Here is a 14,816-nt window from a genome sequence, read left to right on the forward strand (position 1 = left end):
ATTACTTAACAAGACATAAAAAATGATCATCTCGTGTAAACCAACATTTACATTAAATACATGTAAATGATGTGAGAACCGTTGATATTTCAATAGTTCTCACATCGAAGTTAAGATAAGCGCGTTTTGCTTATGGTACCCCTAATTTGACTAACTTTGATTCCTAACTTTGTAATAGTTCAGAGAATAAAAAGTGTATTATATGCATAGTCAAACGTCGAGATTCTCCTTTATATGGATAGATATGCATATACATTGATGGATTAAAGTTCGCTTCAATAATCCCATAAGCATTTTTATTAGCTGCAGGAACTTCTATATTTTCAATAATCAAATCGATACCACTAATTTTAGCTCCCAGTGCAGATACCGCATCCACTGCTATTTTTTTATAGTCATCGGGAATTTGATCTGTCACATCAATCGAATCTCCGCCTGTACTAACATTAGAATTTTCACGCAGATAGACGATTTCACCATTTTTTGGAATCGAATTCATTTGATAACCTTGGCCTTTTAGCATAAGTTTTTCCAAGTCACCTAATTGTATAGTTTCTAAAGGTGTCCTATGGTCTTTTCCTCTTAACGGATCACGATTCTTTTCAATGACTAACTCTTCGATTGTATGTTTACCATCGCCTTTAACATTCGCAGGAACTCGTAATAAAACCGCCTGAACTTTATCATGTAACACAAAAAATCGATATTCTGTTCCATAGAGAAACTCTTCTATTAGTACAGAAGAATCTTCTTTAAATGCGAGTGTGATTGCTTTTTGATAATCTTCGTAATTTGCCTCGTCTTTGAAGATTGATATTCCCAATCCATAGTTTGTTGTTTTCGGTTTTACAACAAAAGGTTTAGCAGAAAACATATTATAAGAATTTAAAGCATGTTCTATATCATTAAATTCCTCACCTGTTGGTACACGTAATCCATGTTGTTGAAGAATTTTCTTTGTTACTGTTTTATTTTCCATAATTAAAGGGGATACATAACTATCTTTACTTGTCATATTACCATTTTTCACATATTCAACATGATCTTTTAATTGAAGCTTCAAAAATTGATCTTGCCGATCCAAAACTTCTACCTTTATTCCTTGCTGTAAGCAATCAAACATTAAAATCTGAGTGGACAACTCCAAGTCAGTAAATCCTGTTAATTGATATGGCTTATCCCATGATTTTTTATAGTTTTCTTTCGCAATACACGTAGCCACTTGACCTTGACTGCTTTTTTCACTCTCTTTATAAAGCCTTCCAGCTAAAGTCTTACTTGGGTCCATTAGCATCTCTCTCAGGTTAACAAATAACGTATCTGAAATAGTCAAATCTAAAATTTCTGCTAAATGTTCCATTTCATCAATCATATTTTTAGCATCTACTTCAAATTGTGTATGCTCTAATGGATGCTCAAGAGCCACTACATCATTGTAAGAATCACCCATTTTTACCCACTCATCACAATTATTACCTTCTTCTTTCCATAGTAAATAAAATAAGAAAAGATGTAGAAATTCTGCTTGTTCATAGCTAATTCCATTCGTTTCAAAAGGATTTAAATCTATATTTCGCAATTCAAGATAACTAACACCATGAGCTTCTAAATCTGAAACATGATGTCCACCTCTTAAACGGACAGATGCATAAAATTCTTTTTCTTCTGATAGAAGCCCTCTTTTAACCATCAAAGAAAGATCTGATATATAGTTCTGTATACTACTATAAGACACTTGAACATCATCAGAATTAGTATAACCAAATTTACTGCTTCTAATGCTTCTTATTGCCCTATTCAAAGAATCTTCTTCAAAAAAATTCTTTTCGCTACTAGGAGAAGCTCCATAAAAATAAGTTACTAACCATCGATAGTGTAAATAGTTTCTTGTGACTTTTAGATAAATCTCTGTTTTAAACTGTAGATAATCTTTTATCTCCGATTGTAAGTTAAATAACGCTTGGATTAACTCATCGCCGAATTCAAAGTTAAAATGAACACCACAAAGCATTTGTTTACGACGGCCATAAGAATTGGATAAAGATTGACGATATAGAACATTTTCAACATTTTTCAATTTCGCAATAACAATATCTTCTTCTTTTTCTGGTAACTGTGGTGGCATGCTTAATGGCCAAAGCATTTCATGATCACCCATAGAACGATAAGCAACATCATGGATGGCTGCTAAGTAATTAAACAGTTCCTCTAATGTCTCAGTAACAGGTGTGATTAATTCCATCTGTGTTTCTGAAAAATCCCGCTGAATATACGGGTGTTCATCTCTTATCGATTTAGGATGATCCGTTTTAGCTAAATTTCCTGATAAGTCAACTCGATTACTTTCTTTTTCAATCCCATAACGGGCTTTTAATAAGTATGGTTTAACACGGTCATTGACTAATATTTTTTTAATATCCATATTAACTATACCTCCTTATTCTCTTACCTTTTAAAAACAATCAAAAACATCCACAATCTAATTAAATGTGAATATTTACCGTTCCGAATCTTATTTGTTAAAAAGCATCATCTTAATTGCTTCATATGGAATTCGAAATGTTCTTCCAAGAATGTAGAGATGAAGAAATAGCTATGATCATAACCTTTAACTTGCTTATAGTTTATTTCTACGTTATTTGCTTGGGCATTTTCTAAGAAAGTCGTTTCTTCCAATTGTTCTGGATAAAACTGATCTGCAGTTCCTTGTGTAATAAGAATAGGGAGGGTGTCAGTTGCTTTAATGAGTTCTGAAGCATCCCATTCTTTCCAAGAAGCTTTGTCTTCACCTAAATAAGTTGAGAAAGCTTTTATTCCCCAAGGGACTTGACTAGGACTTGAAATAGGAGAAAAAGCAGAAATCGCTTTGAATCTTGCAGCATTTTTCATCCCAATTACTAAAGCACCATGACCTCCCATTGAGTGGCCCATTATACTTTCTTTTCCTGAAAATTTAGGTACTAAAGTGGACGTAATACCTGTTAACTCCTCTGTGATGTAAGTATACATATGATAATTCTTTGCCCATGGATTTTGTGTTGCATTTAAATAAAAACCGGCACCTTGTCCGAGGTCGTATGCATCATCATCAGCAACGTTTTCTCCGCGCGGTGAAGTATCAGGAATAATGACTGCCACTTGATATTTTTCAGCCAATCTTTGAAATCCACTTTTTTGACTAAAATTATCATCTGTACAAGTTAATCCAGATAGCCACCAAATAAGAGGGATTTTTTTCTTTTCTTTATTTGATGGTAAGTAGATACTAAATGTCATATCACATTGTAAAACTTTTGAATAATGGATGTACTTACGTTGTTCCCCATCAAAAGAGCGTTGTTGTTCAATTAGTTTAAGACTCATTTATTTCACTCTCCATTCTCCATTTGTTTATATTGTACGGATTGATTTAACTAATGAAGTAAACCAAATGCCTTATTGATATCCATACCCATAATTACATAATAAAATGCAATCTACAATACTGACGTTTTTGTCACTATGCTATAATAGTAAAAGAAAGGAGCATTACTGTTAGAAAACTTTAAGACAACTTGTAAATAAGAAGCCCTATTGGTATGATGCGGAGATTGCTTCTATAGAAAACTTAACCTGAGCATCAAACAAGGCAAGGATTAGAATTCTTAATATGCGAGAATTTCCGGAAAACCAAAAGGACATTCTAATATCGTTTCGACGGTTTAAACCGTGATATATCAATACTTATAGAGAGAGTGAATATAATTGGAAATTAATTATAAAGATAAAACTTATTTTACTGGAAAAGATTTGGCTTTATCAGTTATAGGTGGACGTTGGAAAATAGTGATTATATGGTGTTTGATGCAGGAGTCTCCATTAAGGTTAAGTGAAATGCAAAAAAAACTTCCCGAAGTCAATCAACGCATGTTAATTAGACAGTTAAGGGAATTAGAAGATGATAACATAATTACTAGAACTGTATATCCCGTTGTACCTCCTAAAGTTGAGTATCAACTAAGTGAAATTGGTTGTCTCCTAGAATCTGTTGTAACTTCAATCTGTGAGTGGGAGATATTTTTAGCGACTCTTTAGAAAGAGACGCTAATAAAACAGAGATTGAATAACATCTATGTATACTTAGCATGGGTGTAAGAAAGAAAGAACAGGCATTAATTTTTCAGTTCGCGTACCTATCCATTACACTTTTGGTTATTATGACATATTTGTCAGTATGGTAATTTGAATTACGATATGTAATCATGGAAATGTAAACAGCATAGTGTTTCACATTTTTTACGTATTAATGTGTCCATGATGACAAATATGTCAGTATTGTCAACGGTATATTGATATGTAATTATGGGTATGGTAACGCTATAAAACAAAAGAAAGAAGGGTTTCATTTGAAAAGTAAAGCAGCCGTTGCATTTAAAGCGGGAGAACCGCTTCAGATTGTAGAAATCGATGTAGAGGATCCAAAAGCCGGAGAGGTTTTAGTAAAGATACTGTACACTTCAGTCTGTCATACAGATGCTTATACATTATCAGGGGATGATCCAGAAGGCGTATTCCCTGCCGTTTTAGGTCATGAAGGCGCTGGTGTTGTAGTAGCCGTAGGTGAAGGAGTTACTTCAGTAGAACCAGGAGATCATGTTATTCCACTATACACGGCTGAATGTGGGGAATGTAAATTCTGTCGTTCTGGTAAACAAACTTATGTAGTGCTGTACGAGAAACTCAAGGTAAAGGTTTAATGCCTGACGGAACAACTCGTTTCTCTTATAATGGAGAGCCTATTTATCATTACATGGAACAAGTACATTCAGTGAATATACAGTCGTTCCTGAAATCTCTTTAGCAAAAATTGACAAAGAAGCGCCACTTGATAAAATTGGTCTATTTGGATGCGGTGTGACTACAGGTATTGGCGCTGTACACAACACAGCAAAAGTGGAAGAAGGAGCTGTGACAGCCGTATTTGGTTTAGGAGCCATTGGATTAGCCGCTATTCAAGGATTGGTTCAAGCAAAAGCAAGCCGAATTATTGCTGTAGACTTAAATGAAGATAAGTTTGAATTAGCTAAAAAAATGGGCGCAACTGATTTTCTAAATCCTGCTAAATTTGATAAACCAATCCAAGAAGTCATTGTTGAAATGACGGATGGAGGAGTAGATTATAGCTTTGAGTGTATTGGAAATGTTGAAGTAATGAGGTCTGCTCTTGAATGTTGTCATAAAGGTTGGGGTGAAAGTACTATTATCGGTGTAGCAGCTGGAGGGAAAGAGATTCATACGCGTCCATTCCAATTAGTAACGGGTCGAGTATGGCGTGGTTCTGCCTTTGGCGGCGTGAAAGGCAGAACGCAGCTTCCAGGAATGGTTGAAGATTATATGAATGGTGAAATCGATATCGATTCGTTTATCACACACCACTTAAACTTTACAGACATCAATGAAGCATTTGATTTGCTTCATAAGGGTGAGTCAATCCGTACGATGTTAACGTATGAAAAATAATGAATATATTCAAGGAGGAAAACATATGACTACCACTAAATTACATCCAAGATTAGATAACGGGATTAATGATTATCCAGAAGTAAAAGACTTTGCAGGAGGAACACTAAAGTGTCTTTGTGAATCCAATAAAGTAGAAGTCAAGGTAGATTCACAAACAATGCACAACCATGCATGTGGTTGTTCTAAGTGTTGGAAACCAGAGGGTGCCAATTTTTCTTTAGTAGCTGTAGCACCTCGTGACAAAGTTCATGTCATTAGAAACGGCGATAAGTTAGAGATTGTTGATGAAACAGCTACAATTCAAAGACATTTTTGTAAAGAATGTAAAGCACATTTATTTGGTCGTATAGAAAATAAAGATCATGCATTTTATGGTTTAGATTTTGTTCATACAGAATTATCAGAGGATAAAGGGTGGTCTGCACCACAATTTGCAGCATTTGTTTCGTCTGTAATCGAAACAGGTACACCGGCTTCAAAAATGGCTGATATCCGAAAAGATTTAAATGATATTGGATTACCTACCTATGATGTCCTATCACCTGAGTTAATGGATTTAATTTCTACTAAAACTGCTGAACTGAATGGCACATTGAATGAATAAAAGTTATATTTTAATGTAGTAATTAAGAAATAATAAACTAGTTACATGTGCTTTCTGTTTTTATAAACTAGCGGTTCTTCATTAATCGTAAAATTGTTAGTTTATAAAAACTATTGTCGTCAAGAGTCCTTTTAAACTCAAGTTTCGCTTCAATCTCACATATTTTAAAGAATTCTGCAGATTGAAAAGATATGCAAAGGCACTTACTCTATTTCAGAGTAAGTGCTTTTGTATATTCATTATTTAGGGTGTGGGTCTAAATCAACCTCTACCGATAGAAAATCTAACTGCAAAAGTAGCAATTGAAAAACTAAGAAATTCCGATGAAGAGATAATAGAGATCGTAACAGACGATGATTCCACTTGGTATATCATAAGAAGCGAGAATGACGGTATTTCGATAGCCGATGAAAATCTTAAACAAATGATTGGTTCAAACGGCTGGGAATTTGAAGCGAAAGAAGGCTCAGGTCTGTTCTTTGAGAAAGAGGATGAACAATTAACTGTTGCTACACAAATGTGGATTAAAAGATACGTTCTTGTTCAGGTACAAAATAAATATATAGAACTTTAAAACATTAGGCTAACGTGCGCGAGATTGTAGAGTAAACTCTTGTGACATACGGAAGAATTTATCAAATCGTAGGAATATATTTTGATTGAGATCAATTTTTGTGTTTCACATCAATTTTTGATAGGATTGAACATTCAAGCACGTAATCGTAATTTATTTGAGTATTTACACATTATTGTATAGTAATAACATTAGAAAAAGGAGATTGAGCGATGATGACTACTTATGAAGAAAATGTAGCTAGTTTTGATAAAATCGATTCCGAAAAAGCACAGGCATTGGTAAAAGGGGAATCCGAAGCCTTAATCTATATTGGAAAGGCTGTTTGTCCTTTTTGTCAAATATTCGTTGAAAAACTAAAAAAAGTTGCTGAGGAAACTGATACTACTATCTACTATGTAAATAGTGTGGAAAAATCTGATATGGAAGGTATTACGGCCTTCCGTAATGAATACGACATTCCAACGGTTCCTGGTTTCGTTTTTACTAATGGTGACACAATAAACGTGAAATGCGATTCATCCATGTCAGAAGAAGAAATCAAAGCTTATATGAATAAATAATTCAATTGCAAACAGTGATCTTCTGCAATCGGGCGCTATTGTGGAACGTCAAGGGTAGAAAGTGATCAAACTTTATTTTAAAAAGTGTAAAAAGTGTATACTAACCCACAAGAAAAGAATCCATTTTGATCAATCATTTTTTCAAAACGGATTCTTTTTATTTGCCCGAAAAATGAGCTTTTGCGGGAACTTTTGATCAAACTTTATTTTAAAGCTACACAAGGAGGTGGAAATATCGCCATCTCTTTCACGTGACGTGCAGGAACTCGCACAGAGGACGCTGATTCCAATCAAGAGCTGGCTGCTGGCCGTTCACATACACATTTTAAAAACATTAACCAATCAACGGGACATCACAACGGGAGTGCTGTTCCACGGTCGTCTTGAGCAGAAGGATGGTGACCGCGCCCTGGGCTTATTTCTTAATACACTGCCATTTCGCATGCAACTGGACGGAGGAACCTGGGCCGCCATTGCGGAAAAAACGTGGGAAACTGAAAAGGAGATGCTGCAATATCGCAGATACCCTATGGCCCAGATCCAACAGGATACCGGAAACGGCAAGTTATTTGAGACATTCTTTAATTTCACTCATTTCTATGTATCCGAGCAGAAGCTGGGTTCCTATGGGAGGCTGCACATTGTTGAGGAGCCAGGATACGCCGACAACAGTTTTCCATTCGGAGCAGAATTTTCTCTGGATGGAGAAAGCGGTGAATTAAGGCTGGCGCTCCGTTGGGATCAGGTGTTGTTCAGCGATGAGCAAATGAGCCGAGTTGCCGGATACTATCAGATGGCGCTGCGTGCAATTGTTCAACATACCTATGAGGTTGCGGATCACGACACCTTACTGTCTGTTGAGGAAATTCAGGAAATAGATAGCTGGAATCAAACGGAAAACCATTTTCATCAAGTCCATCTGCTGCACAAGTTATTCGAGCAGCAAGTGGAGAGCACCCCTGAGCAGCTTGCTCTTGCTTATCAAGGTCAACGCTTAAGCTACCGTGAGTGTAATGAACAAGCGAATCGGTTAGCTCATTATTTGCATAAACTTGGAGTTGGGCCAGATGTGAAAGCAGGTATATGTTTGGAACGATCCACTCAACTGGTCACCAGTCTGATGGCTATTCTGAAGGCAGGCGGCGCCTACGTACCGATTCATCCGCATCATCCGGCAGTTTTCGTTCAGGAACTTATTCAGGATGCTGATCTTAGACTTGTCGTAACAAGCGAACAGTGGGCTTCCTTATTTGAAGGATACGCTGGAACGGTTCTGTATATGGAACGGATTCATGAGGAATTAGCCATCGAATCTGCCTCGAATCCCAATGTCCTGTGCCTGCCCGAGCAGCTTGCATACATGATTTATACCTCCGGCTCCACGGGAAAACCCAAGGGGGTGTTGATCGAGCATAAAGCGATTGCCAACCGACTTCTCTGGATGCAGGAAGAATATCGATTAACCGGGACGGATCGGGTGCTTCAGAAAACACCGTTTACATTCGACGTCTCCGTATGGGAATTTTTCTGGCCGTTGATCACGGGAGCGGGATTAGTCATTGCAGAGCCTGAAGGGCACAAGGACCCGGAATATCTGATTAAGCTCATTCAGGAAGAAGAGATTACAACGATTCATTTCGTGCCTTCCATGCTGCATGCTTTTTTGGCTCAACGAGAAGTAGAGCAATGCACTGCACTGAAAAGGGTCATTTGCAGCGGGGAAGCACTTACGCATATGTTAAAGCAACTATTTTTTGAAAAGCTGTCATGTGAACTGCACAACCTGTATGGACCTACGGAGGCTGCTGTTGATGTAACCAGTTGGTCGTGCAGACCGGAAGATATAAACGTTCCAATCGGTTATCCAATTGCAAATGTCTATCTGCGGGTACTCGATGAACAAATGTCGCCTGTCCCTGTTGGTGTGCCTGGTGAGCTGTATATCGGCGGCGTCTGTCTGGCACGCGGATACCATCACCGACCAGAATTGGATGCGGAGAGATTTATACTCGACCCGCTCCGAACCGAGCCGAATGCACGCCTGTACAAAACAGGGGATGAAGTCAGGTATCTTCCGAACGGGGCTATTGAATATATGGGTCGTCTGGACCAACAGGTCAAAATACGTGGTCATCGTATTGAAATAGGGGAGATTGAGGCCAGATTGGGCGAACATCCCGGCATTGCGGAATGCGTGGTGTACACAACCAGTCACAGTAGGCAGCATGTGCAGCTAGTTGCTTGCATCGTGCAAAGAAACCCGAATGTTCCGCTGGATCGCAAGGACTTGTATAGCTTCTCAAAAAACTGTATGCCTGAGTATATGATCCCTGGTCACTGGATGTTCATTGATAAAATGCCGTTAACGACTAGCGGAAAAATAGACCGGAAGGCGCTCCCGCAGCCAGATACGAGCCCTGTGGCAGAACTGAATGATGCATTCCAGCCACCAAGGAATTCCTGTGAGCACCAATTATCGGATATTTGGAAACAGGTTCTTCAAGTCGCTGCTCCAGGCATCAGGGACTCATTTTTTCACCTAGGCGGTAACTCATTGCTTGCGATTCAGCTCATGGCCAGAGTAGAGCAGGCGTTTGAACGCAAGCTGCCATTATCAACGATTCTGGAGCATGACACGATCGAACGGTTAGCCATGCTGCTGAGTCAGGCTCCGGCAGGGGAGTCAAAACCATCATCTCTTGTTGCCTTAAATGCTTCAGGTTCCCGAAACCCCCTTTATTGCATTCATCCTGTAGGTGGAAGCATCGTATGTTATAACGCTTTTCCACAGGCTTTGGGAGCGGAATGGCCTGTTTACGCCATTCAGGACGAGCATTTGAACGGAACCATGAACTACGACATGCCAGAGCGTTCCTTTTCTTCGATTAAGGATATGGCTTATCAGTATATTGCACGGATCAGGGATGTGCAGCCAACAGGACCCTATGCCTTGTTAGGTTGGTCATTCGGCGGTATTGTGGCGCATGAAATGGCTTGCCAGCTTGAACAGGTAGGAGAAGAGGTCGAGATGCTGATGCTGCTTGATGCAAGGCTAAGGTCTCATGAAGAAGCAGCGTTTGAGCTTTCGGAGAACGAATGGAAGGAACATTTCCTGCAGGACATTACAGGCGTACAAATGATAGGGGATCGTTCAAATGAGCAAAAAAAGACTGGAGTCCCGATGAAGAGCATCTGAATCATTTCTATACTCTGTTCAAATCCAATTACAGGGCGATGCAAGAGCATGTTCCCCAATGGTTTGGTGGCGCGTTAACCTGGTTCAGGGCCCAAGAGGAGGAACAGGCTCTGTCTATGGAGGGTGACTGGAGCAACTATGCCAAGCAGGTAGATAGCATCATGCTGGACGGGGATCACTATTCCATGATGAATCCCTTGAATGTTGCACGGATTGCAGCGTATCTGAAATCCTATACCCATGAAGCGAAGGAGTCGGTCTGATGTCAGCCCAATTGCGATATATAACGCTTAGAAATAGCGACGGACAATATTCTATCTGGCCTGTGGAGAGAGAGCTTGCATATGGCTGGGAATACGCGGGCTTTGAAGGAACAGTCGAGGAATGTCTGAAGCAGATTGAAGGCGTCTGGACGGATATGAGGCCGGTAAGCTTGCAGCCCAATCCTTCATATGTCAGCGATTTAGCGAAAGAGGCATGTATTCAGGAAATTTCGGAAAGGGAGCCAGCCCCGTTTTGGAGCGGGAGCATCATCCCCTTGAATCCGTCTTCCTGCATCCATCACTTGTTCGAACGCCATGCACAAGCGAATCCTGATGGTGTTGCACTGACCTATGAATCTAGACATATGACATACCGTGAACTGGATGAAGCTGCCGAAGCTCTCGCAAACAGGCTGGCAGAGTTTGAAGTTGGCCCTGACAGCATCGTTATGGTTCTTGCCAATCGTTCTTTGGACCTCGTGATTTCGCTATTAGCAATCCTAAAGGCAGGGGGATGCTACTTGTCGCTTGAGACAAGTATCCCGCAGGCAAGGCTGAATTTTATCCTTGAAGATGCTTCGCCCTGCCTGGTTATTACTCAAGGCTGCTTCAGTGAGCGGTTCGAAGAACATTCGATACCTGTACTGCTGCTGGATCATGACAAACAGACGTTTGCTTCGGCCCCTAGGCGAGAGAGGGCAGAAGTGACACCAGAGCACTTGGCTTATATCAGCTACACATCAGGCTCGACAGGCACGCCGAAGGGCGTATGTGTACCGCATCGGGCGGTTTCTCGTTTAGTCGATAATGCGAAGGATTTCTCGTTTACACCCAATGATGTATTTTTGCTTGTTTCACCGGTCGCTTTCGACGCTTCCACGTTTGAACTTTGGTCTCCTCTCACCAATGGCGGGCGACTGGTTATCTACGATAGCGGAATGATACGTCCGGACCTGCTATCTGAAACGATCCGAACGGAGGGAGTAACGACGGTATGGCTAACAGCGGGATTGTTTCAGGTAATGGTGAATTCCTATCTGGATATGTTTAAGGGGCTTAAACATGTGTTGGCAGGTGGGGATGTGATCTCGTCTGCACACCTTGAGCTGCTTCTGGCAACCCATCCGCATCTGACGTTCACTAATGGATACGGTCCAACGGAAAATACGACATTCTCGACCTGCTGGACCACTACGACGATGACCACCCACCCTACTGTCCCGATTGGTTCACCGATCAACGGAACGTGGGCAATCGTCTGCGATGAAAATCTGAATCCGATGCCCCCGGGCAGGAGGGTGAATTATACGTTGCCGGGGCAGGTTTAGCGAGAGGATATCTGAATAATCCGGCAGAGACGGCGAGCAGATTTGTGCCGAATCCATGGAGCAAAACGGCCGGGGCCCGAATGTTGAGAACAGGGACCTTGCCCGGTGGTTTGAAGACGGAGGCTTGGAGTTTATCGGTCGTGCAGATCGACAGGTTAAAATTCAGGGATACCGAGTAGAGCCGGATGAAGTCGAAATGGTCATCACCAAACATAGAGATGTTCAGGCTGCCGTGGTTACAACTCAAGAGGACGGATTGGGGAACAAGCGTCTGCTTGCATATGTTGTGACCAATTCTTCTCCAGATGAGGAATCCAGGAAGCTGACCGGGTTGTATGAATACCTGTGTCAGCAGTTGCCTCCTTACATGGTTCCATGGGCCATCATGCCGCTGGCGGAAATGCCGTTAACGCCGAACGGGAAGGTAGACAGGGGGCAATTGCCTGCGGCTGTGCGCTCTCCTCGCAGATTGGGCACACCCTATACTGCCCCGAGAAATGCGATGGAATCGGAACTTGTCAGACTATGGGGAGAGAACTTGTTGGTGGAGCCTGTGGGCATTCACGACAACTTCTTTTCACTTGGCGGCGACTCGCTGATCCTGTCTGAACTGATCGTTAATATGGAGAACTTGCTGGAAACGGTCATACCTGCCCGCTTCCTTTATCTGAAGCCGACGGTTGCGGAGCTTGCTGTCATGATTGAGGATAGTAAACCGGTCACACAAGGCTAACTCAAGGAGGATGGATACATGCCAACAACCAATGCCCCGAATACATCACAAGTGAATTTAGCCGAAGTCGATTTGCTCGACCCTCAGTTATATAGCCATGGAGAGCCTTACGCTGTATGGGACGTTATGCGCCGTGAGGCGCCTGTTCATTGGCAGCAGGTTAATGAGGAACTGGGATTTTGGTCCATTACGAAGCATAGGGATGCCATTCAAGTTTTAAAAGACTACAACACATTTACATCGGAACAGGGCAGCTTGGTGAACCTGCTGGGAACAAAGGACCCGGCCGGTAGGAAGCAAATGGCGGTCACAGACCCGCCGCGTCATACCCAGATTCGCCGCCCGCTCCAGCGCGGGTTCAATCACAATTCAATTGACAAACATGAGGAACAGATTCGCAAGACCATCGGCAGATTGTTATCTCCTTGCTTGGAACCGGACGGAGTAGATTTTGCCCGTGCCATGTTCGAGATGTCCATTGCCGTGAGTGGATGCATGCTGGATCTGCCTGAAGAAGATTGGCCGATGCTGACGCAGCTTACCACGATGGCCATTGCTCCTGATGATGAAGAATACATGTTGGCAGAGGGGAGTACCGCCACCCTGCAACGTGCCCATCGGGAGTTGTTTGGTTACTTTCTGGACATCGTTAGTGAGCGTCGACGCTCTCCAGGTGAAGACTTGATCAGCATTATGATGAATGTGGAGATGGATGGAGCCAAGATAGATACGGGGGCCGTGATTTCCAACTGTTACAGTATTTTGCTTGGAGCGACGGTTACTACACCCCATGCTGCGAGTATCTCTTTTTGGAACTGGTCAAAAAGGATCTGTACAGTGAGTTTGCCTCCCACCCGGAATGCATGGACAGTGGGCTCGAAGAAGTATTTCGCTGGTCTTCTCCAGCGAGTCATTTTATGAGATACGCGACGCGTGATGTTGAAATCAGGGGAACGCAAATTAAGGAAGGCGATGCTGTTGTTGTGTGGCTCGGCTCAGCTAACCGCGATGAGGATATCTTTGCCGATCCCTATACCTTCGACATTCGGCGAACGCCTAATCCGCACATTGCCTTTGGCAGTGGCCCTCACCATTGTATCGGTCACAAAACTGCGAAGCAGACGATGACCATGCTGTATGAGGAACTATTCGCGAATTATGAACGCTTTGACATCCTGGGCCCCATCGAATATTTGGGCTCCAACTTTATTAGTGGCATCAAACATATGCCTGTTCGCGGGTATGCCCGAAAATCGTAAGGAGTGGATAAGCTTGGAATACGTTATTGAAGAAGCGGTTCAAAACAATCCATGGCTCCTCAGAGAGCCGTCCCCATTTGCCAAAGCACGTTTGTTCTGTGTACCATACTCCGGTTGCGGTGCAAGCATGTATCGCCACTGGCCTGAATTCATTGGCAAGATCGAAGTATGTCCGATCCAGCTTCCAGGTCGAGAGAACAGATTTCATGAACCTACTTATTCATCCTATGAGGAGCTGGCAGAGAATTTTAATGAAGCACTACGCCCTTATATGGATCGTCCCTTTGCGTTTTTTGGCCACTGTGGGTCGGCGTTACCCAGCTATGAGGCTTCCGTTCAATTGATGCGTAATGGAGGGCCATTGCCGTCACACTTGTTTATATCATCCCAAGTCGCACCCCATGAAGGCCCCTATGGCAGGTTTCTGGAACTGGATGATCAGGAACTTGCAGTGGAGATCGAATTGCTCATTCATAAAATGGGGGAAAGGCTTTGCCTGATATTGTCGAGCTGAACACAGGAATCATGCGTTCTGATCTGGAAGCAAATCGCAGTTATATACAAAGTTGCCCTGAGACTCTTCCTTTTCCGATCACGGCTATCGGCTGGAATAGAGATAAAGAGGTGAACCCGTCCCTATTAGGTGGCTGGAAAGAATACGGACAAGCGTCCTTCAAAGTGCTGGATGGGGATCATCATGATTTCCTCCAAGCCCCGATGGAGTTGCTAAGTACCATTGCCGAAGCGATGAGGCGTTATATTTAATCGCATGAAATGAACATCATGCTTTTAGT

13 protein-coding genes and 2 pseudogenes are annotated in these 14,816 nt (G+C 41.8%); 13 read left to right on the forward strand and 2 right to left on the reverse strand.

The window, feature by feature from the left end; all coding sequences use genetic code 11:
• Window positions 1-163 precede the first annotated feature (163 nt).
• Both gshAB and fghA read right to left on the reverse strand, forming a co-directional pair.
• Window positions 164-2,422, reverse strand: coding sequence for a bifunctional glutamate--cysteine ligase GshA/glutathione synthetase GshB (gshAB, locus tag ACTWJ7_RS06455; protein WP_443145202.1), 2,259 nt, complete (start codon window positions 2,420-2,422; stop codon window positions 164-166).
• A 107-nt stretch (window positions 2,423-2,529) separates the two neighbouring features.
• Complete coding sequence (gene fghA / locus ACTWJ7_RS06460) at window positions 2,530-3,363, reverse strand: S-formylglutathione hydrolase (RefSeq protein ID WP_443145203.1); 834 nt, start codon at window positions 3,361-3,363, stop codon at window positions 2,530-2,532.
• Window positions 3,364-3,744: 381 nt separating this feature from the next.
• Here fghA and ACTWJ7_RS06465 point away from each other — a divergent pair.
• From ACTWJ7_RS06465 to ACTWJ7_RS06525, 13 genes and pseudogenes are all read left to right on the forward strand, one after another.
• A pseudogene (locus tag ACTWJ7_RS06465) lies at window positions 3,745-4,106 on the forward strand (winged helix-turn-helix transcriptional regulator).
• 279 nt (window positions 4,107-4,385) lie between these two features.
• Window positions 4,386-5,499, forward strand: a pseudogene (locus ACTWJ7_RS06470) (S-(hydroxymethyl)glutathione dehydrogenase/class III alcohol dehydrogenase).
• 25 nt (window positions 5,500-5,524) lie between these two features.
• Window positions 5,525-6,106, forward strand: coding sequence for an S-(hydroxymethyl)glutathione synthase (gene gfa, locus ACTWJ7_RS06475; RefSeq protein ID WP_443145204.1), 582 nt, complete (start codon window positions 5,525-5,527; stop codon window positions 6,104-6,106).
• Window positions 6,107-6,356: 250 nt separating this feature from the next.
• Window positions 6,357-6,680, forward strand: coding sequence for a hypothetical protein (locus ACTWJ7_RS06480; RefSeq protein WP_443145205.1), 324 nt, complete (start codon window positions 6,357-6,359; stop codon window positions 6,678-6,680).
• 212 nt (window positions 6,681-6,892) lie between these two features.
• A complete protein-coding gene (locus ACTWJ7_RS06485; protein WP_064617367.1) occupies window positions 6,893-7,243 on the forward strand; it encodes a hypothetical protein in 351 nt (116 codons plus the stop codon).
• A 226-nt stretch (window positions 7,244-7,469) separates the two neighbouring features.
• Complete coding sequence (locus ACTWJ7_RS06490) at window positions 7,470-10,439, forward strand: amino acid adenylation domain-containing protein (protein ID WP_443145206.1); 2,970 nt, start codon at window positions 7,470-7,472, stop codon at window positions 10,437-10,439.
• 38 nt (window positions 10,440-10,477) lie between these two features.
• Window positions 10,478-10,702, forward strand: a complete 225-nt coding sequence (locus tag ACTWJ7_RS06495) for a thioesterase domain-containing protein (RefSeq protein ID WP_443145207.1) — start codon at window positions 10,478-10,480, stop codon at window positions 10,700-10,702.
• Window positions 10,702-12,030 (forward strand): AMP-binding protein, encoded by a 1,329-nt coding sequence (locus tag ACTWJ7_RS06500; protein WP_443145208.1) that lies wholly within the window; start codon window positions 10,702-10,704, stop codon window positions 12,028-12,030. The genes ACTWJ7_RS06495 and ACTWJ7_RS06500 overlap by 1 nt, the downstream gene beginning before the upstream one ends.
• Window positions 12,031-12,085: 55 nt before the next feature.
• Complete coding sequence (locus ACTWJ7_RS06505) at window positions 12,086-12,763, forward strand: phosphopantetheine-binding protein (RefSeq protein ID WP_443145209.1); 678 nt, start codon at window positions 12,086-12,088, stop codon at window positions 12,761-12,763.
• Between the two features lie 18 nt (window positions 12,764-12,781).
• Window positions 12,782-13,684, forward strand: a complete 903-nt coding sequence (locus tag ACTWJ7_RS06510; RefSeq protein ID WP_443145210.1) for a hypothetical protein — start codon at window positions 12,782-12,784, stop codon at window positions 13,682-13,684.
• Window positions 13,681-14,022, forward strand: a complete 342-nt coding sequence (locus tag ACTWJ7_RS06515) for a cytochrome P450 (RefSeq protein ID WP_443145211.1) — start codon at window positions 13,681-13,683, stop codon at window positions 14,020-14,022. Before ACTWJ7_RS06510 ends, ACTWJ7_RS06515 begins: the two co-directional genes overlap by 4 nt.
• A gap of 13 nt (window positions 14,023-14,035) precedes the next feature.
• Window positions 14,036-14,536: a thioesterase II family protein gene (locus ACTWJ7_RS06520; RefSeq protein WP_443145212.1), complete on the forward strand. Its 501-nt coding sequence runs from the start codon at window positions 14,036-14,038 to the stop codon at window positions 14,534-14,536.
• Entirely contained in the window at window positions 14,515-14,787 is a 273-nt protein-coding gene (locus ACTWJ7_RS06525; protein ID WP_443145213.1) for a thioesterase II family protein, read from the forward strand. Before ACTWJ7_RS06520 ends, ACTWJ7_RS06525 begins: the two co-directional genes overlap by 22 nt.
• Window positions 14,788-14,816: the final 29 nt, after the last annotated feature.

Source organism: Paenibacillus sp. 1A_MP2 (assembly GCF_052244825.1).
Taxonomy (GTDB): domain Bacteria; phylum Bacillota; class Bacilli; order Paenibacillales; family Paenibacillaceae; genus Paenibacillus; species Paenibacillus vandeheii.